The 19,536-nt window shown below is 44.2% G+C and carries 15 protein-coding genes, 1 other RNA gene, 7 pseudogenes and 1 riboswitch; of the genes and pseudogenes, 14 read left to right on the top strand and 9 right to left on the bottom strand.

Features of this window, described 5'->3' with window-relative positions:
* Window positions 1–14: 14 nt before the first annotated feature.
* Together lptG and lptF are read right to left on the bottom strand one after the other, a co-directional pair.
* Entirely contained in the window at window positions 15–1,169 is a 1,155-nt protein-coding gene (gene lptG, locus DXE37_RS03390) for an LPS export ABC transporter permease LptG (protein WP_114636576.1), read from the bottom strand.
* Window positions 1,166–2,281, bottom strand: coding sequence for an LPS export ABC transporter permease LptF (lptF, locus tag DXE37_RS03395; RefSeq protein WP_114636577.1), 1,116 nt, complete (start codon window positions 2,279–2,281; stop codon window positions 1,166–1,168). The genes lptG and lptF overlap by 4 nt, the downstream gene beginning before the upstream one ends.
* 166 nt (window positions 2,282–2,447) lie before the next feature.
* Here lptF and DXE37_RS03400 point away from each other — a divergent pair, with 166 nt between their 5' ends.
* The 9 genes and pseudogenes from DXE37_RS03400 to DXE37_RS03440 all read left to right on the top strand — a co-directional run bounded on the left by DXE37_RS03400 (window position 2,448) and on the right by DXE37_RS03440 (window position 10,450).
* Window positions 2,448–4,055: a leucyl aminopeptidase gene (locus DXE37_RS03400; RefSeq protein ID WP_415067109.1), complete on the top strand. Its 1,608-nt coding sequence runs from the start codon at window positions 2,448–2,450 to the stop codon at window positions 4,053–4,055.
* Between the two features lie 48 nt (window positions 4,056–4,103).
* Complete coding sequence (locus tag DXE37_RS03405) at window positions 4,104–4,568, top strand: DNA polymerase III subunit chi (protein WP_114636579.1); 465 nt, start codon at window positions 4,104–4,106, stop codon at window positions 4,566–4,568.
* 5 nt (window positions 4,569–4,573) lie between these two features.
* Window positions 4,574–5,362 carry a prolipoprotein diacylglyceryl transferase gene (gene lgt, locus DXE37_RS03410; protein ID WP_114636580.1) on the top strand — a complete coding sequence of 263 codons (789 nt, stop codon included), beginning with the start codon at window positions 4,574–4,576 and terminating at the stop codon, window positions 5,360–5,362.
* An 8-nt stretch (window positions 5,363–5,370) separates the two neighbouring features.
* Entirely contained in the window at window positions 5,371–5,514 is a 144-nt protein-coding gene (locus DXE37_RS14245; protein WP_114636581.1) for a helix-turn-helix domain-containing protein, read from the top strand.
* A 41-nt stretch (window positions 5,515–5,555) separates the two neighbouring features.
* Window positions 5,556–5,849, top strand: a complete 294-nt coding sequence (locus DXE37_RS13365) for a LysR substrate-binding domain-containing protein (RefSeq protein ID WP_114636582.1) — start codon at window positions 5,556–5,558, stop codon at window positions 5,847–5,849.
* 10 nt (window positions 5,850–5,859) lie between these two features.
* Entirely contained in the window at window positions 5,860–6,147 is a 288-nt protein-coding gene (locus DXE37_RS13370) for a LysR substrate-binding domain-containing protein (protein ID WP_162786148.1), read from the top strand.
* A gap of 264 nt (window positions 6,148–6,411) precedes the next feature.
* On the top strand, window positions 6,412–7,740 hold the full coding sequence (locus DXE37_RS03430) for a malonyl-CoA decarboxylase domain-containing protein (RefSeq protein ID WP_114636584.1): 1,329 nt from the start codon (window positions 6,412–6,414) through the stop codon (window positions 7,738–7,740).
* 162 nt (window positions 7,741–7,902) lie between these two features.
* A pseudogene (locus DXE37_RS03435) lies at window positions 7,903–8,887 on the top strand (Bug family tripartite tricarboxylate transporter substrate binding protein).
* 40 nt (window positions 8,888–8,927) lie between these two features.
* Window positions 8,928–10,450, top strand: a pseudogene (locus DXE37_RS03440) (malonate--CoA ligase).
* Here the strand turns inward: DXE37_RS03440 and DXE37_RS03445 are convergent.
* The 7 genes and pseudogenes from DXE37_RS03445 to DXE37_RS03470 all read right to left on the bottom strand — a co-directional run bounded on the left by DXE37_RS03445 (window position 10,451) and on the right by DXE37_RS03470 (window position 14,305).
* Window positions 10,451–11,272: pseudogene (locus DXE37_RS03445) on the bottom strand (sulfite exporter TauE/SafE family protein). It lies immediately after the preceding pseudogene.
* Window positions 11,273–11,491: non-coding RNA, 6S RNA (gene ssrS, locus DXE37_RS03450), on the bottom strand.
* A 294-nt stretch (window positions 11,492–11,785) separates the two neighbouring features.
* A complete protein-coding gene (locus DXE37_RS14250) occupies window positions 11,786–11,980 on the bottom strand; it encodes a hypothetical protein (RefSeq protein ID WP_415066674.1) in 195 nt (64 codons plus the stop codon).
* 451 nt (window positions 11,981–12,431) lie between these two features.
* Window positions 12,432–12,782 (bottom strand): hypothetical protein, encoded by a 351-nt coding sequence (locus tag DXE37_RS03460; protein WP_162786150.1) that lies wholly within the window; start codon window positions 12,780–12,782, stop codon window positions 12,432–12,434.
* Window positions 12,783–12,872: 90 nt separating this feature from the next.
* Entirely contained in the window at window positions 12,873–13,838 is a 966-nt protein-coding gene (locus DXE37_RS03465; protein ID WP_231971034.1) for a TonB-dependent receptor, read from the bottom strand.
* Between the two features lie 57 nt (window positions 13,839–13,895).
* Window positions 13,896–13,964: pseudogene (locus DXE37_RS12255) on the bottom strand (hypothetical protein); the annotation flags it as partial.
* A gap of 8 nt (window positions 13,965–13,972) precedes the next feature.
* Window positions 13,973–14,305 (bottom strand): hypothetical protein, encoded by a 333-nt coding sequence (locus DXE37_RS03470; RefSeq protein WP_114636587.1) that lies wholly within the window; start codon window positions 14,303–14,305, stop codon window positions 13,973–13,975.
* A 133-nt stretch (window positions 14,306–14,438) separates the two neighbouring features.
* Window positions 14,439–14,655, bottom strand: a riboswitch (cobalamin riboswitch).
* A gap of 80 nt (window positions 14,656–14,735) precedes the next feature.
* Between DXE37_RS03470 and DXE37_RS03475 the strand changes: the two are divergent.
* The 5 genes and pseudogenes from DXE37_RS03475 to DXE37_RS03490 all read left to right on the top strand — a co-directional run bounded on the left by DXE37_RS03475 (window position 14,736) and on the right by DXE37_RS03490 (window position 19,507).
* Window positions 14,736–15,354 (top strand): annotated as a pseudogene (locus DXE37_RS03475) (Crp/Fnr family transcriptional regulator).
* A gap of 196 nt (window positions 15,355–15,550) precedes the next feature.
* Window positions 15,551–17,269: pseudogene (oxc, locus tag DXE37_RS03480) on the top strand (oxalyl-CoA decarboxylase).
* Window positions 17,270–17,357: 88 nt separating this feature from the next.
* Window positions 17,358–18,611, top strand: a pseudogene (gene frc, locus DXE37_RS03485) (formyl-CoA transferase).
* A 1-nt stretch (window position 18,612) separates the two neighbouring features.
* Window positions 18,613–18,771 carry a hypothetical protein gene (locus DXE37_RS12260; RefSeq protein WP_231971035.1) on the top strand — a complete coding sequence of 53 codons (159 nt, stop codon included), beginning with the start codon at window positions 18,613–18,615 and terminating at the stop codon, window positions 18,769–18,771.
* 85 nt (window positions 18,772–18,856) lie between these two features.
* The gene (locus DXE37_RS03490; protein ID WP_231971036.1) at window positions 18,857–19,507 is read left to right on the top strand and encodes a methionyl-tRNA formyltransferase; all 651 of its coding nucleotides are present in this window, start codon (window positions 18,857–18,859) and stop codon (window positions 19,505–19,507) included.
* Window positions 19,508–19,536 lie beyond the last annotated feature (29 nt).

Here is a 19,536-nt window from a genome sequence, read left to right on the forward strand (position 1 = left end):
ATGATTTTTGGGTATTAAGCCTTAGAAACCCAACGCAGGCCAATGAGGGCTAGTAAGAAATAGATCAATGGCGGCGTTAAGGCGGTCAAAAGAGCCGGCCAAGATCCCAAGAGTCCCACATTAGAAAAGAGGGAATTGAATAGCTGGAAGCTCATGCCCAACATGATTCCCCCAAATACTTTGATACCTACACTACCTGCGCGTACTTTTAAATAGGCGAATGGTAGTGCCAAGGTAAGCATCACAAAAATAGTAAATGGGTAAATCACCTTTTTCCAAAAGGCAATGGAGTGGCGTTGCGCATCTTGCTTGTTATCGCGCAAATGAGAAATAAAGCGACCTAAACTCACAATTGACATTTTTTCAGGGCTAATCAAGAGCACATTCAAAATTTGTGGGGTAACTTCAGACTCGAGCGTCAAAATAGGATGTGTAAAAGTGCGTGCGCTAAATACGGGATTTAGCGGGTCCGATTGTTTTGTTTCTTTAAAGCGAGTTTCAGTAACATCATTTAAAATCCAAATACCTGTTTCATCAAACTTCCCTGCTTCAGCGCTTCGAATCGATAAAAGATGGTAGGCGTCATTAAATTCATACATCCGGATATTGTGAATTTCATTATCTTTATCAACCTTGCCTACGTTGACATAACGAACACCAGGTCGCACAGGGCCGCTGCCATCTTCATCGCGTAAACGATCTCTTACCCAAACACCCGTTCTAAACTGGGATGAATATGCGGATCCCATTGCTTTCATGCGAATCTGATCGGACTTAGCTTCGGCGTATGGTCCAACCCATTCGCTCATGATGAGCGTAAGAACAATCAAAGGAAGTGAGATTTTGGTGAGGGTGATGAGGCCTCGTTTTACATCTAAGCCGGCGATACAAAGAATAGTGAATTCAGACTGGCTGGCGAGCATTGCAAATACATAGATACTGCCTATTAAACCGGCAATCGGAATAATTTCCGAAATGCGGCTAGGTGCTTTTAAGAGTACATGAAGTAATGCTAAGGGAAGCGTATAAGCGCCTTGTACGGATCCCAGCTCGCTCAGAATATCGAAGAACAAAAATAGAGCCACAAGAGCAAACAAAATGAAGCCAAAAGCAGCATAAATCTGCTTTGCTAGGTAACGTTCGTAGATGAAGGGAAAGAGCAACTTCATTTACTTGCCAAAGAAGCGGGTAGCTGACGATGCCACCACTTTAAGGATGGATTAATGCGATTCCGAATTAACATGGTTGCAATGAATAGGGCGAGTAAATGTATTGGCCAAATTGCGACAAAAACACTGACCTTGCCTTGCGAAACAAAATTCTGAGTCAGGTTAAGCAGGTTGCTATAAATCAAGTAAATCAAGACTGCATAAAACATTGCCGTGTAATTACCCAGGCGCGGGTTAACGTAGGCAAGAGGTATGGCAATCAGGACTAAGACTAAAGCCATCAAAGGCAGTCCGATACGCCAAAGTAACTCAGCTCGATTGGGATTTAGTGCAGCAGGAGACGGGTCATTCAGCAGTTCCTGAATAGTTTTTTCTCGATCACGCGGTGCTGGTGCTAAGGCATTTTTGCTGCGGATTTTTGTGCTGTATTCATTGAATTCTAAAATCCTAAAATCAGGCTGGGTAGGCTGCCCTTCATATCTTCGGCCATTGTGTAGGACGACCGATTTCTCGCCACCTTCAGAGTTTTGAATAAAGCCCGTGGAGGAAACTGCGATGCTAAGACGACCATTTTTTTGATCAGCTACGAAGATATTTTTTACTTCGCTCTTTTCAACATCTAGCTCTTCAATAAAAAATACTCTCTCTGCCTTTGCGGACTCTTTAAATTGGCCGGCACTCACCATGGATACGTCATCACGTTGCTGAAAACGTTGACTAATGAGAGTCGATTCGCGATTGGCCCAAGGCCAGACAAAAAGGGCTAGCAAAGCGATGACAATGATTAGCGGGGTGGCAAATTGCAAAATAGGGCGGATGAGATTCGTCACACTTAATCCGCTTGCAAACCATACGATCATTTCTGAATCTTTGTACCAACGAACCAAAACAATCAGGGTGGCGACAAAGAGAGAAACTGTTAGAAGAACTGCAAGATAGCCTAGAGTTGCTAAGGCTATTAATACCAGCGCGTCTTCTGGGTTGACTGTACCGTTAGCAGCGTAACCTAGAATTCGAATCACCAAGGTGGTGACCATGATGGTAACTAAGACCAAAAAGACCCCGCCAGTCGTAAAACTGAGTTCGCGGCGAAGGGCCTGTTTAAAAATCATGGGAATTTAAGGGTCGGGATTTGCGGGGTTATGGGTGGCTACAAATGGCTTATATTGCTGCTGTTAGGGGATGTTGATCTCATGTCGGAGGATAATGGATAAACGTCTCAAGTTAACAAATTACCTCCCTTTTGAACCGACCAAAATACCGTAATAGATTATGACAATTCAATTTAGTACTAAGATTTTCCCCCAAGCTGACCTTCAGAGTCCAAAACTCCTGAAATCCAGTCTTAAGACCTTGCTTGGTCAAAACACCGACTGTTTGATTTTGGGCTACTCCAAAGTGGATTTCGATGGGTTTTCTGCCGCAAAAGGTACTAATGCCAAAGCAGGATTTCTGCGCGAATTAGACCAAGCTCTAGGTGAATCGGTAAATCACGCCAATATTGTTGGAGATTTGGATTCTAAGCAAGCTACGGTATGTTTACTGCGCGCAGAAAAATCTTGGTCTACAAATGGGGTTAAGGTAAAGCGAGTATTGCTAGTGAGCTTGGGTGATGTTCATCTTGCTAGTGATCGTAGCTTAAGTACTTATTCCAAGGTAGCTCGAGCAGCATTAAAAGTACTCAGCGGCGGGTCGATTGAAGCTGCGGTTTGGTATACCCCCAGTTTTGCGCTTTCTCATAAGGCCGACTTTATTGCGGAAGAGGTGCGCCTAACCATTCAATATGCGGGTGATCAAGCATATCGTTTTGGTGTACGTCAGCCTGCTGCCATGAAATTTAAGGCCAAAGATAAGGCGGACACTTTCAAACATTTGGTGTTTGCGGGTAATGAGGGTTGCGCTAAAGAGCTCAAGGCTGCGGTGGATCAAGGCGTAGCGATGGTGGAAGGAATGCATCTTGCTAAAGATCTTGGTAACCTCCCACCTAATATTTGCACTCCAACCTATTTGGGTAAAACTGCGCAGGGTTTAAGTAAGAAGACTGGTCTAAAAGTTGAGGTGTTAGGTCTCAAGCAGATTGAAGCTTTGGGCATGGGCTCATTCCTTTCTGTTGCCAAGGGCTCTGCAACACCACCCCAATTTATCGTGATGTGCCATCAAGGCGGCAAGGTCGGTGAGGCTCCAATCGTTTTGGTTGGCAAAGGAATTACCTTTGATACAGGCGGCATCTCTTTAAAGCCCGGCGAAGCCATGGATGAAATGAAATACGACATGTGTGGCGCTGCGTCTGTGATTGGTACGATGTATTCAGTTTCATTAATGAAGCTCAAGAAGAATGTTATCGGAGTTATACCAACCTGCGAGAACATGCCATCAGGGCAGGCAACACGTCCAGGTGATATTGTGAAGAGTATGTCGGGGCAAACTATTGAGATTCTCAATACGGATGCAGAGGGTCGCCTCATTCTTTGTGATGCGCTTACGTATGTGGAGCGCTTTAAGCCAGCAGCAGTGATTGATATTGCAACCTTAACTGGTGCTTGCGTCATTGCCCTTGGACATGTTCATAGCGGACTATTTTCAGAAGATGAAACTTTAGTTAGCGAGCTCACGAAGGCGGGGCACGCTTCTTTAGATACCGTTTGGCGTTTGCCTTTGGATGCGGCTTATCACGATCAACTCAAATCCAATTTTGCGGATGTTGCCAATATTGGCGGCCGCCCAGCTGGGAGTGTGACAGCAGCCTGTTTCTTATCGCGCTTTACTGAAAAATATAAGTGGGCGCATTTGGATATCGCTGGAACTGCATGGAAGAGTGGTGCTGCCAAGGGTTCAACTGGACGTCCAGTACCACTCTTGGTTAATTTCTTGCTTGAGCGGAAGTGATCAGCTAATAACAAGAATCTCATACTAAGCTCTCCGGATAAATACTGAATGGCCCGAATCGATTTTCATAGCAATGTTGCGGATAAGCTGGAATACGCTTGTCGTTTAACCCGCAAGATTTGGAGTTCTACGCTTGAAGGCCAACCGGTGCGGAATATTGTGATGGTTGGAGAGAGGGCTGATCTTCAAAAGCTCAATGAACTCCTTTGGGCATTTAGTAATACTGATTTTTTGCCACACTGTTTTATAGAGGATGAAGCTGCTGCAGAAACACCAATCGTTTTGACAGATGACTTTGTTTCTCCTGCGCTCAATAGTGTTCCTCATGCTGATATCTTAATTCATTTGGGAATGCGCATGCCTGCGAATGTTCCGGCCTTGGTTGAAAGATTTCCTAGAATAGTTGAGGTAGTAACAGTGAATGAGGCAGAGCGTTTGGCTGGTCGCGAACGTTATAAAGCTTATCGAGAGTTGGGGCACGAATTAAACAACTTTTACCAATCTAAAAGTTAATATTCATGTTGATTCATCCTCAGTTTGATCCAGCTGCGATTCGTATCGGATCTTTTGCCATTCACTGGTATGGCTTGATGTATTTAATGGCTTTTGCTCAGTTCTTACTCTTAGGGCGTTTGCGAATAAAAACTCCACGGTATCAAGCCTTGGGATGGACCTATAAAGACTTAGAGGATTTACTGTTTGCTGGTGTGCTTGGCGTAGTTCTTGGTGGGCGCCTGGGTTACACCCTGTTTTACATGCCTGGATTTTATTTATCTCATCCCATGAGTATTTTTAAGATCTGGGAAGGTGGCATGTCCTTTCATGGGGGCTTACTGGGTGTGTTAGTTACGCTTTACTGGTTTGCGAAAAAGCGCAAGACTACCTTTTTTGTGGTGAGTGATTTAGTTGCCCCATTAGTACCTTTCGGTTTAGCTTTTGGTCGCCTTGGTAACTTTATTAATGGTGAGTTATGGGGTAGGCCGACCGATCTTCCATGGGCGATGATTTTTCCAATGGTTGATTCTATTCCACGACATCCTTCACAGATTTATCAACTGTTTGACGAAGGCATCTTCCTTGGGCTTGCTTTATGGGTCTATGCAGGTAGACCAAGGCGCGTTGGCCAAGTGTCTGGATTCTTCTTGTTGGGTTATGGAGTCTGCCGCTTCTTAGCTGAATATGCTCGTGAACCAGATGCCTTCTTAGGTCTCCTTGGGCTGGGCTTGTCGATGGGTCAATGGCTATGTATACCAATGATGGTTTTTGGTGCCTATCTCATGACTACTTTTAAATCTAAAAGTGTCTGACCATTTTTATGTTGAATGATGAGCTCACTCTACAGAAGTTGGAAATCCTCTGTTCGTTTGTGAGGACGGGAAGTTTTTCTAAAACCGCTGAAGAGTTGCACTTAAGCTCAGTGAGCATACATAAGGCATTGCATTCCCTTGAGTCTGGGTAGGGTGTCCACTTTTTGTAAAAGATGGACGTCAGCTAAAGGCTTTGCCTTCAGCAACTTATTTAGCTGAGGCAAGTACGGATTTATTAGCAGACCTTGACCGTGTTTTAAAAAAGACTAGGGCAAAAGCAGGAGTGGAAAGCGGGCAAATTCGTTTGGGGTCCATGTACTCCTTAACTGCCAATATTATTCCCCGCATGATTATGGGAACCAAAATCCGTAGACCTGATTTGAATATCGATTTATATCTTGGGTCGAACGAGGATTTAATGAAAAGGCTGGCTGAGGGAAGCGTGGACGCGGTAGTGATTTGCTGTGCTCTCGAAAAATCTTCCTGAAGGCGTACAAGTGGTCCCATTATTTGAAGACCAGTTGTTTTTGGCCTCTTCTAAAGCAACTAAGCCCGCTCAAGCACATGTAGATTTGTCTGACTATGAGGGCGAAAAATTTCTCACCCTACAAGATGGTTTTGCCACGAGATCAGGTTTTTATGAGGCCTTTCAGTTAGCCGGATTCAAGCCTCATGTTGTGATGAAGGTGGGGGGATATCTTCTCTCTGATGAATATGGTCTCTGGAGATCTTGGGAGAACCCTCTTGCCAGGTCGTGTGAGAGCATTAATGGGCGATGCCATTGAATTTACCCCTTTATTACCCATCAGGTCACGCAAAATATTGCCCTGATGTATCTTCAGGCTAATGAATCCAATTCCAATATATTGGCTTTAGCGGCTGAAGCCCGTATGTTGCATCGCAATAATCTCTGATATACCCAAATCTTTAGCAATATTAGTTAACCTTAGATTAATGAAATTGCATTTCTATTAATTGATTGGGGGCTTCTCAGCCATACATTAGTACCCGATATCCCTCTTTGGGAGAAATTCTTTGAGAAAAAATATATGCTCGAAAAGTTAGCAAAAGCGCGTTACTTTTCCCGCGTTACAGGCGCGGTCACTCGACTCATTTCTGAGCGTGGTGAGTCGAATGCCGTCAGTATGGCTGATGATGTGATTAATAACTATCGCAAACTTTCTGAAGATCAACATATTAAGTTTTTTACCTTCTTATTCGAAAAGTTAAGTCCTGATGCAACTGCAGTAATGGCTGCTGCTCAAAATTTTTCAGCAGAAGCGAGCGCCCGTAACTACATTAAATTACAGCGCGTTACAGAACCTCCCAGGCAAGAATTATTTCGTCGCCTCAACCGTGCCACCAATGGAACTGTTGCCTTAGTAGGTATGCGACGGGATCTACTTCAGTTGCTTGATAAGCAACCCGAGTTAACTGCAGTGGATTTTGACTTACGACATCTTTTGTCTTCTTGGTTTAATCCCGGATTCCTAAAGATGCATCGTGTTGATTGGAAGTTTCCAGCTGAAGTTCTAGAGAAGTTAATTCAGCATGAGGCAGTGCATGCGATCGATGGATGGGATGACTTGCGCCGTCGTCTGCAACCAGATCGTAGATGCTTTGCATTCTTTCGTCCACAACTTCCTAATGAGCCCCTCATTTTCGTTGAGGTTGCACTTTTGCCTGAGATTCCATCGGTTATTACGCCTTTAGTAGACAAAAAGGCTGAGACAGTTCATCAAACTTCTCAGTACAAAGTGGCGACTTTCTATTCCATTAGTAACTGTGAGCCTGGTTTGCGTGGTGTCTCGATGGGTAACCTCTTAATTAAACGAGTTGCCGAGCAGTTGCATGCTGAGTTCCCAGGTCTGAAGACTTTTGTCACCTTATCGCCTATCCCTGGATTCATAGATTGGGTTGCTGCTGGCGCGGATATTGACGGGGAAAAATCGGGCGTGCAATTAAAACCTGCTATTCGGGCGGCACGCGAGCAGGCGCTAGAAACGCTGGGCTTAGCAAATCGTTCATGGACTGAGCGCTTGAGTGCTGGATGGCATCCTGATAATGCCACTGAAAAAGAAAAAGCTGCTTTGTTAAGTCTCGCAAGTATCTACTTGGGCTTAGGGTCAGCTGGTCGCAACGGTAATCCAGTTGCCAAATTTCATCTCGGTAACGGTGTCAAATTTCATCTCGGTAACGGTGCCAAATTACATCAAATTAATTGGGCAGGAGGCCTTTCTCGTAAGGGCTTAAGGCAATCTGCTGCATTGATGGTGAACTACTTATATGATCTTTCTGCAGTTGAGGAAAACCATGAGCGATTCACTCAAGGTCAGATTGATTATTCAAGAGCGGTAGGGAAGTTGAGGGCTCCCTAGAAAAGAATTGAGGAGGAGACGCTCTAAGACAGAATCCAAAGAGATTCACCTTGGGGTTGCATGAATGAACTGGGCAATAAGATCCAGAGAGTAGTATGGTGACAATTAAGCAGTTTTAATAACGGATATAGCCATCAATAATGGCAAGTGAAGGAGACAACAATGTTTAAACCATCAAGCTTTTCGGCAACGATCAAAAAAGCGCTTTTTCTAATTTGCGCGACACCGTTGCTAGTTTGCGCTCAAGAATGGCCTAATAAGCTGATTACAGTGGTTGTGCCATTTCTGGCAGGGGGGTGGAACAGATGCCTTCGCTAGACCGTTGGCTGTTTAACGCACTAAGCAGTTGGGAAAACAAATTGTGATTGATAACCATGGTGGGGCTGGCGGTACATTAGGCGCTTCCATTGCTGCTAAAGCTGCACTAGATGGATACACTTTCTTTATGGGTGCGGCTCACCATGCAATTGTTCCTGCAATGTACCCAAACTTGGATTACGATATTGAGAAGAGTTTCATTCCAGTAGCTATGGTCGCCAATCCGCCCCAGGTAATCGCGGTTAACCCAAAAAATGTTCAGGTTAAAAACCTCAAAGAATTTATTGAGCTCCTCAAAAAGAATCCTGGCAAGTTCAACTACGCTAGTGCAGGAAATGGATCTTCACATCATTTGGCTGCTGAGCAATTTAAGATGTTGACGAAAACCTTTATTACCCATATTCCTTATCGCGGCGTAGGCCCAGCTATGCAAGATTTAATTGCAGGCCAAGTGGATATTGAATTTGATGGCTTGGGTTCATCCGCAGCGCAAATTAAAAATGGCTCTATCGTTGCTATCGCTGTAGCATCTCAAAAGCGCGCTCCTGGATTTCCGGATGTACCAACTGCTGCAGAGTCTGGTCTAGTGGGTTATGAAGTATCTACATAGTATGGATTGTTTGCGCCAAAGGGCGCTCCTCAACCTATCGTAGATCGTATGATTGTTGAAGTTCAAAAAGCAATTAATACGCCTGAGCTAAAAACCATTTGGAATAACAATGGTTCTGAAACACCTAATTTATCTGGACCAGCATTCGGTAAGTTTGTGAGTGCCGATATCAAACGTTGGGCTGCAGTTGCTAAGGCTTCTGGCGCTAAATTAGATTAATAATTTTTAATAAACATTACCCCTAGGATTTGAGGTTCGAATGAATTTATATTCTCTATTGGAAAAAGGTTTTCCAAAGGATAAAAAAGCTTGTGCAATCGAGACGCATGATGGTCTTTATTATTCTTGGGGTGATCTAGAAGGTGCAACTGCAAAGCTTGCAAATTTACTTGCTAGTTTGAAGTTGCCAAAAGGTTCAAGAGTTGCTGTTCAGGTCGAAAAGTCGCCAGAAGCGCTTTTTTGTATCTAGCAACTATTCACGCAGGTTATGTGTACTTACCTCTCAATACCGCCTATCAGGCCGCCGAAATTCAATACTTTCTCGAAAATACAGAGCCTGCGGTGGTAGTTTGTAGCAGCAAAAACCTTCCTTGGGTATCCAAGGTTGCTTCTAAGGCTGGCACTAAACATGTCTTCACTTTAGATGAGAATCGTACTGGCACTTTACTAGAGCGTGCTGGGGGTTTGAGTACTAAATTTAAAACCGTTGCGGCTAAAGACGATGATCCTGCGGCAATTTTGTACACTTCTGGTACTACTGGTCGCAGCAAAGGTGCGATGCTGACGCATAAAAACTTGGGAAGCAATGCGCAAGTATTGCAAAAGTTTTGGGGCTGGAAAAAGGGCGATGTTTTACTGCATGCCTTACCTATCTTCCATGTGCATGGTTTATTTGTAGCAGCTCACGGTGCCTTGATAAATGGCAGCAAAATGATTTGGTTGCCGCGTCTTGATACGGCGTAACTCATCAAGCATATGCCTCAGTTCACTGTCATGATGGGTGTTCCAACTTTTTATGTGCGCTTGTTAGCTGATAAAGGCTTTACAAAAGAAGTTGTGAGAAATATGCGCTTATTTGTTTCTGGTTTTGCGCCATTACTTACAGAAACATTTAATACATTCATCGATGTGATTGGGCAGCCTATCCTTGAGCGCTATGGCATGAGTGAAACCGTCATGCTGGTTTCCAATCCATATAAAGGAAAGCGTGTAGGAGGCTCTGTTGGCCTACCTTTGCCTGGAGTGCAGGTTAGGGTGGTGAATGAGGACAACAAGCTTTGCAAAGTAAATGAAATTGGTGGTATTCAGGTGAGGGGTCCAAATATATTTAAGGGCTACTGGAGAATGCCTGAGAAGACTGCCGAGGAATTTACCAAAGATGGTTGGTTTAAGACTGGCGACGTTGGTCGCTGGGGTGGCGACGCCAATGGCGGTAAGGTGCCCAATAATTACTTGTGCATCGTTGGTCGTAGCAAGGATTTAATTATTTCAGGCGGTTACAACGTCTATCCAAAGGAAATCGAAAGCTTTATCGATGATATGGATGGCGTTGATGAAAGTGCTGTGATCGGTATTCCTCATCCTGATTTTGGTGAGGCAGTCATGGCGGTAGTTGTACCTAAGGCTGGAGCGAAGTTAAATGCAGAGTCAATGATCGCCACTTTAAAAACGCAGATTGCGAATTTTAAAATTCCAAAGCGTGTAGAAATCGTCTCGGATTTACCTCGTAATGCAATGGGCAAAGTGCAAAAGAATATTTTGCGTCAACAATTTACTGGCTAATTAAAGTCCGAATGCTTTGCGGCTTTCATTGAACATGAAGGCCGCAAGCATTAGCAACATCACTCCAAAAATACGTTTGAGTTGAGCTACGTTTAACTTTCGTGCCATTTTTGCGCCCAGGGGTGCTGTAAATATACTGACCGTTGCTATGCAAATGACTGCGGGCAAATAGACAAACCCTAATGACCCAGAAGGAAGGTTGGGGTGTCCCCAACTACCGTACATATATCCAACTGTAGCGGCCGCAGCTATCGGAAAACTTAGTCCGGAGGAACTCGCCATTGCCTACATGAGGCTTCACATTGCACCAAAGCATAAAGGGCACGGTAATGAATGCACCACCCGCGCCTACCAAGCTAGATAGAGTGCCGGCAAATGAGCCAAACCCAAATAAACCTAAGGGGCTCGGAAGGTCTCTGCCTGCTTTCGGTTTTTTGTTCAGCAGCATCTGGATAGATGTGTAAACAATAAATACGGCAAAAAATAGTGAAAACCAAGAGGTGTTTAGGGATTCAAATATTTTGCTGCCTCCGATTAGGTTACCTATGACGAGTCCGGGACTTAATGAGGCAACTAATTTCCAATCAATTGAGCCATGCTTGTGGTGAGCCTAGATTGCAGAGGTAGTGGTGAATAAGATGGTAGCCATACCAGTGTTGCAATGGCCATATGCACAATCACGCTTTGATCAAAGTGGAGATGATTAAAAACTAAAATCATGAAGGGCACCAGAATCATGCCTCCACCTATTTCCAATAGACCTGCTAGAAATCCAGAGATGCTCCCGCAGAGCATCAACATGGCAATGTCGCTTAGCAACATGAATTCCCCGCCTTAGCCGCTAGGCCGTCATCCTGAACCCTAAGGTTCAAGGTGGAACGGCTACTCTGCTTCGGGTGCATTAAGTAGTTCAGGGAGTAACCAAGTCTAAGTTGGTACTGTGATCTATCAAAACGCTCACGCCCACAAGGTAAAGATCGTTCCGGACGCTTGCGCATCGGTTCAAGGAACTATTGGCCTTGGCGAACCAGGCAGGGAAAGGGTTTGCAGTAACTCATCCACTTGTTTTTCTAATGCCTGAATTTCACCTTGAAGGCGAGCCACTTCATCGGTGCTGACATTGGAGGAGGCGCTTTGCTGAGATTGATTTTTTTTGCAGTGTAATGAGGTCACCAGCAATTTTGAGAGCTGCCATCATGCTAGCACGTTCAATACTTCGGTTGCCGCCATTAATAGCAAGTTGAATCTGTTCATCTACCAACACACACTGCACGTAATAAAGGCTCGTGTTCAGCGCTGGTAGCTAAGGTAATTTTTTGACCAGCGATGCTTACTTCAATGCGTTGTTGGCTCATTGTTATCCTCTGGGTTATTTGGTGCAACAGCTTCACCTAATAGATTGAGTTGGCGACCATCACTTTGTTCTGGTAAACGACTCAAAATATGCTGAATACGTTTTTGTGCACCCTCAATTTTGTTTCCTTGCAGCACACGATCTTGTGTAAGATTTTTTACTGTATCCTGAATCAAGGAAATTTTGCCCAACAAACGCTCGATCGAAGCGCTAAGGGCATTTACGCCTGACGCTTCAGAATCCGGGGTAGGGAAGTTTGATCGCTCATATTGGCATTGTAGCCTCAGGCCAAGCCTAGGCGCTAGACTGCCAGTCTAGATCCTTAAAGATAGATTAATGATCCAAAACTGGCAAGTAAACAATGCTAAGGCTAGTTAAAGCTGTATTTGAGAGAGGCAAAAACCGATCTGGGTTCGCTAGGGTAATAAAAGTATCTTCCTAAGAACGAGCTCACTCCACCGTAGCTTGAATACTGCGCATTACCCACGTTCTTCACGGTAAGTCGGCCCTCAATCCCTTTGAATTTGTAGGAGGTATAGATATCTCCAATGACATAAGCGGGCATGGTCGGGGTTGCGCTGTAATTATTTGGTCCAGTGTCGTAATGTTGATTGCTTACGTAATTAACTACACCACCAACAGTCCAATTGCTAGTAATAAGATAATTTGCTCTAGCGTTGAGTAAGGTGTCAGGGACGATGGGGATAGCATTTCCAGAATAGGAACCATTTGCATAATATGATTTTTGGTATTTACCTCCCCCGCGCCAATAAAGAACGATGGGGATAGATTGGGTGAAATGTCAAACAAAATTCCGCCCCGATTGGTTTGATAGATCGAGTTGTAGTTGTAACCTGTAGAAGGGTTATAGCTAATCTCGTTTTGTGTCATGGATTTAAAAATGGATGAAGTAATTTTTGAATTCCAGGCTGACCAACTACCACCCATTTCATAAGTTTGAGTGGTTTGGGGTTGCAATATCCCATTAAAAACAGTTTGGTAAGCTCCGTCAGGGCTAAACCCTAATCCCCAATATTCATCAATGTTCGGGAATCTAAAAGACTGATTTCACTTTACGTACACTCGCTGTCCAGGAAGATAATTTGCATTTAAGGCAACGTCCCCTGCATTGGCAGCAAATTGTTGGGAGTTATTTACTGTTCCATTGGATGCATAGATCGAAGTGTTGGTGGTAGATGCTTGTTGTACCTGGCGACGATATCCTCCACTTGCTTCTAATGCTTTGCCTAATGGAACTTTTTGAATTAGGTAAACAGAGTTATTAATTTGTGTTGCGCTTTGTGAATCACTTGTGAGATTGCCGTAATAGATGCCATAGGTATTGTTAATTGAATCGTACTGATTCGCCCGAATAATTCCTTGAGATAGAGATGAATAGCTATTACTACCAGATTGATCTGCTTTGGAAAAGTCGTACCCGATGATGGTTGTTCCTATAGGACCAAGGTTTGCTTTTAGGCGCGGAGATAGCGCAAGTTGCCAGCCAACTAATTTATCGTTCATTGCACTGCCTGCATAACCATAGTCTGGAAGGGCAAAGTAATCAGCTTGAGGCGTGTAATAAAAAGAGGTCTTATTGCTATATGAAGCATCTAACTCAAATACATAGTTTTCATTAAAAGTTTTGGTGAGTCCTTGGCGAAAGCCAGTATTGTTTGTGGTGTAGTTATTTCCTGCATTTTGTGGACTGACAGATAAAGGGTTACCTGAGCCAACCAAACCCACTACCGCACTCGCCAATTGAGAGTTGGTATAGCAGCCATAGAAGACATCTACAAAAAAGCGATCATGCCCACCTAAATCTTGTGAAATCTTTGCATCGATAGAATAGGCATTCGCAGCAGTGTTTGGTCTCCAACCATTGGTATTGGAGGTGTTCGCACTGAGCTGAAGGGTGGTTTTATCAATGGTATTTCTGAAAATAGCATTGTTGATCGAGGTGCCCCAAGTTCCATAACTTGCAGAAACTTGGTTGATATTCTTTTTCCCTCCGTTGGTAATGATATTGATCACGCCACCGACAGCACCATTGCCATACTGAACGCTAGCGCCGCCTTGAAGTATTTCAATACGCTCAATTGAATCAATAGGAATGGTTGACCAATCAACGTTTCCCGAGTCAATAGGATTAATTCTGATGCCATCAACTAATACAGCAGTTGTGCTATTACCCGTCGGCCCAAAGCCCCCATATCTACTGAAGCATCTAGATTGAGAGCGCTAGAATTTAAGCCACTCACTCTTAAGCCACCAATCTGCGATAACACTTGAGGAATGGTGTTGGAGCTAGAGTTTTCTATTTCTTCGCGCGTTATGACGTTTACATTCGCGGGTACCTGATTCAGGTTTTCCTCAAAACGCGAGCCAGTAACGATGACGGTTGTTGGTGAGCTTTGTGCATATGCAAAAAGAGAGTGGTTGAGCAAAGCGAGGGTGGTGCAAATCTGAGCGATTTGCCTTGGTTTGAACTGCTGATTCATGACTAGCCTTCTGTTATCGAGTGCCCAGCTAACTTCCCCGTTAGCTGGGTCGAACAGAATTTCCCGTACAGGAGTTCAGGCGTCAATGAGGCGCAAAAAGCGTTTTTATTGGCGCGCGAAGATCCCCGTCCGCAAAATTCCACCTGTCTTGGCCGGTATCCGGGCTAGTAAATATCAGAATCTGGCCTTTCCCATGTGATTGACGCGCACAGTGACTTGATCAGATTCCTGACGTCTTTAATAACGAATAAAAGATGCACTTACCTACCGTTGCGGGGGCAGCACCCGTTTAGTGTTTCTCGTTTAACTTTATTGCACTGCAATAAAGCACCACGACTCCGCCATTTTAGCTGATTTGTCTTGATCTATGCCATAAAACGAGCTTAAAGGGGCAAAAAGCCTACAATAGTGGGTCTAGGACTAAGGATTCATGACAGCATTAGATAAGCACCCCGAAAAAATCCTGATTCGTTTGCAACTGAGCCAAAACTCTTAGTCTTAAAAAGCTTGGATCCGGCGGCAATGGCTGACTTAGAACGCCATTTAGAAATTGCCGATCTAAAAAATCAGAAATCTTGCTGCACCAAGGTGATCACCAGATGGAGCAGTGCTTCGTGTTGGATGGCATCCTAAAGCGCATTGTTTCTAGCGCTGATGCTAAAGAAATGATTCTGCGTTTTGCCATCGAGAAAGATATTGAAACTAGCTATGCTGCAGGGCGTTTAAAAACTGCCGCTCCATACAGTATTGCTTGTGTGACTAAGGCCCAGGTGGCTAGGAGGCCTCTCAAGAAGTGGGCGGAATTTCTTGAACTACATAAGCCTCTGAAGGAGAGTTTCGAGTTCGAGGTGATGTGCCTGATGAGTGAAATCATGGCCCATACCATTACCTTGCATATGTTAGACGCCCCAGGTTGAGTAGAGCGATTCTTGCGTAAATATGAGGATTTGTTTGAGCTTCTCCCCAAAAAGGAGTTGGCTGCCTACCTCAATTTATTACCTGAGACTTTAAATCGCCTCAAAACAAAGCACAAAGAGCTTTTTATTTAAGTTTGTATTTTCTGTAATTACAGGAATTAGGGGGAAATTGACCGAAGTCAATGATGAAGCCCTCCCCAAGCCTAATATTCACTTCAGCCTAAACGGGATAAATACCCGTTGTGCGATTTATAACTAAATTGGAGACGTTAGCGAAAGCTACATTGCAATAACCCATTGAGGGTAGATACGCAATTAAAAAACTTCTATGACAACAGACAACCAAAACACACAACTAACAGATGGCTTCCATTTTGTCATTGACGCCTTGAAGGCAAATGACCTCAATACTATTTTCGGTCTAGTTGGTATTCTAATTACAGACTTATGCCGCTTGGCGCAAGCTGAAGGAATGTGTTTTATCGGATTCCGTCACGAGTAGCATGCTGGTAATGCTGCAGCAATAGCTGGCTACATGACTCAAAAGCCTGGTATCTGTATGACAGTATCTGCCCCTGGCTTCTTGAATGGTTTAACAGCGCTAGCCAATGCAACCGTCAATTGCTTCCCAATGATCTTGATCTCTGGTTCAAGCGAGCGTGAAATCGTTGACTTGCAACAGGGTGATTACGAAGAAATGGATCAACTCAACGCAGCAAAGCCATATTGCAAAGCTGCGTATCGTATTAATCACATTGAAGTATCGGCATTGGCTTTGCTCGCGGCCATTCGTGCTGCTGTTTCTGGTCGTCCAGGTGGCGTGTATTTAGACTTACCAGCACAGTTGCTGAGCCAAACAATGCCAGTTGAAGAAACGAAGAAATCTATTTTCAAGGTAATCGATCCTGTTCCACGTCAAATCCCAGCAGCTGATACAGTTGAACGTGCGCTTGAAGTGCTCAAGGGCGCAAAGCGTCTATTGATTCTCTTGGGCAAAGGTGCTGCATATGCGCAAGCTGATCAAGCCATTCGTGACTTGATTGAAAAGTCTGGAATTCCATACTTGCCAATGTCTATGGCTAAAGGTTTGTTGCCAGATAATCATCCGCAATCTGCATCTGCTGCGCGTTCTTTTGTTTTGTATTGGCTGAAGCTGATGCAGTGTTATTGGTTGGCGCGCGCTTGAACTGGTTGCTTGCACATGGTAAAGGTGAGACTTGGGGTAAGGATCCGAAGAAATTTATTCAAATTGATATCCAAGCGAATGAAGTGGATAGCAACGTACAAATTGCTGCTCCATTGATTGGTGATATCGGCTCATGCGTTGGTGAGCTCTTAAAGAGTATTGCCGCTGTTCCAAAGCCAAGCGCTGAATGGATTGCTGCCATTACTGAGAAGAAAGATAAGAACACTGCCAAGATGGCCGAGACATTGGCTAAAGAAGCTAATCCAATGAACTTCCATGGTGCATTACGCGTGATTCGTGACGTGATCAAGAAAAATCCAGATGTCAATTTGGTAAACGAAGGCGCCAACACACTCGACTATTGCCGTGCAATCGTTGATATGTTATAAGCCACGTAAACGTTTTGATTCTGGGTACTTGGGGCATTATGGGTATCGGCATGGGCTACGGCCATTGGTGTTGCTGTAACTAGTGGTTTGCCAACAGTAGCGGTAGAGGGTGACAGCGCGTTTGGTTTTAGCGGTATGGAGCTCGAAACTGTTTGCCGTTACAACTTGCCAATTACTACTGTTGTATTCAATAACAACGGCGTATACCGCGGCACCGACGTAAATCCAACAGGCGGGCGCTGATGTTGCACCGACTGTATTCGTTAAAGACGCTCGTTATGACAAGATGATTGAAGCATTTGGTGGTGTTGGTTACTACGTAACAACTCCAGCAGAATTAGAAGTAGCGTTAACAGAAGCAATTGCTGCCGGTAAACCAGCCCTCATCAATGCTGTTATTGATAAAACAGCAGGTACTGAAAGTGGACGTTTAACAAACTTAAATCCATCCACGGCAGCTGCTAAAAAATAAGATTTAGAAATTTAAAAACGGTAATAAAAAGTTAATATTTTTAGACTAAATTAAGAAGCAAACAAAAAAGACTTAAGGAGAAACAAACATGACTAAACTATTAGATGGCATTCGTATTATTGACTTCACACACGTACAGACTGGTCCAGCATGTACTCAATTGTTAGCATGGTATGGCGCTGACGTAATCAAGGTAGAATGTCCAGGTGCTGGCGACATAACCCGTAGTCAATTGCGTGATATTCCAGGCGGCGGATGCTTTGTACTTCACTATGTTGAACGGTAACAAGCGTTTTTTGACATTGGATACCAAGACTCAAGAAGGTAAAGAAGTTTTGGAGAAGATGATCAAGACTTCTGACGTGATGGTTGAAAACTTTGGTCCAGACGCTTTGGATTGCATGGGTTTCTCTTGGAAACGTATTCAAGAATTGAATCCAAAAATGATTATGGCTTCAGTAAAAGGCTTCAGCGATGGCCACTCATACGAAGATTTAAAAGTGTATGAGAACGTTGCTCAGTGTGCTGGTGGTGCAGCTTCTACTACTGGTTTCTGGGATGGTCCTCCTACCGTTTCTGCTGCAGCTTTGGGTGACTCCAATACTGGTATGCATTTGGCAATTGGTATTTTGACTGCATTGATGCAGCGTGAGAAGACTGGTCGCGGTCAAAAAGTTTCTTGCTCAATGCAAGATGCTGTTTTGAATTTGTGCCGTGTCAAGTTGCGCGATCAACAACGTTTGGACAAAGTTGGCTACTTAGAAGAGTATCCACAGTACCCACACGGTTCATTCACTGATGTAGTTCCACGCGGTGGTAACGCTGGTGGTGGCGGTCAGCTAGGTTGGGTATTGAAGTGTAAGGGTTGGGAAACAGATCCAAACGCCTATATCTACTTCACTATTCAGGGACACGCTTGGGAGCCAATTACTAAAGCTTTTGGCAAACCAGAGTGGGCAACTGATCCAGCGTACATGACTGCTGAAGCTCGTCAAGATAAGATTTTTGAGACATCTTCGCAACCATTGAAGATTGGCTCAAAGACAAAACCAAATACGAAGCAGTGGATATCCTCCGCAAGTTCGATATTCCATGTGCACCAGTGCTTTCCATGAAAGAATTGGCTGCTTCGCCAGACTTACGTAAGAGTGGTTCGATTGTTGAAGTGGATCATCCAATTCGTGGCAAGTATTTAACTGTGGGCAATCCAATCAAGATGTCAGATAGTCCGACAGATGTGACTCGCTCACCATTGCTTGGCGAGCATACCGATGAGATTCTTCATGAGTTGGGTTACTCCACTGATGAATTAATTTCATTGCGCCATGATAAGGTGATCTAAGATGTGGGTTGCTTTGATTGGGAGTGCGGATTTTGGCAAGACTGCTCTAGAGGCTTTTTTAGATCGTGGTGATGAGGTAGTAGCTGTCTTTTGTCCGCCCGATAATCCCAAATCAAGTAAGCCCGAGGTATTAAAAGAAGCTGCAACAAGAGAGGCTTAACCCCCTTGCAAATTCCCTTCTTTGAAGGATCCTGAGGCCGCTCAAGCCATGATTGATAGCAATGCAGACATCTGTGTGATGGTTTATGTCATTCAGTTTGTGGCCCCAGGAGCTAGTGAAGATTCCAAAGCACGGAACGATTCAATATCACCCATCCTTGTTACCTAAATATCGTGGACCAAGCGCCATTAACTGGGCAATTGCATTGGTTGAAGAGAAAACAGGCCTAACAATCTTCCGTCCGTCTGATGGCTTGGATGAGGGTGAAGTGATTTTGCAAAAGGAAGTATCGATTGGTCCTAACGATACGCTTGGCAGGATTTACTTTGACCATTTTTTTCCAATTGGTATTAAAGCGCTTATGGAAGCTGCTGACCTAGTGGTTGCTGGCAAGCATCAAGAATTAGTTCAAGATGAATCAAATGCAAATTATGAAGGTTGGTTTGATGCAAATGCTGCACAGATTCATTGGGCAAGTCATATTAGCCAGGGCTACAACATCATTCGTGCGTGTAATCCAGCCCCAGGTGCTTGGACTAAGTTTGGCGAGCAAAAGGTGCAGATATACGATTGCCATAAACATGTAGCAGCTACCTTTGGCGCAGTTAAAGGGAAGCCTGGTGAGATTACTCAGATTACTTTGGATTCATTCTTTGTCACCTGCCATGGCGGACAAATTGAAGTCCTCAAAGCTAAGGGTGCTTGCAGGCAAAGTGTCTGGTGCAGAGTTGGCTAAAGAGCTGAAACTAGAAGTGGGGCAGTCTT

The organism is Polynucleobacter necessarius (genome assembly GCF_900095205.1).
In the GTDB taxonomy this organism is placed as follows: Bacteria; Pseudomonadota; Gammaproteobacteria; order Burkholderiales; family Burkholderiaceae; genus Polynucleobacter; species Polynucleobacter necessarius_E.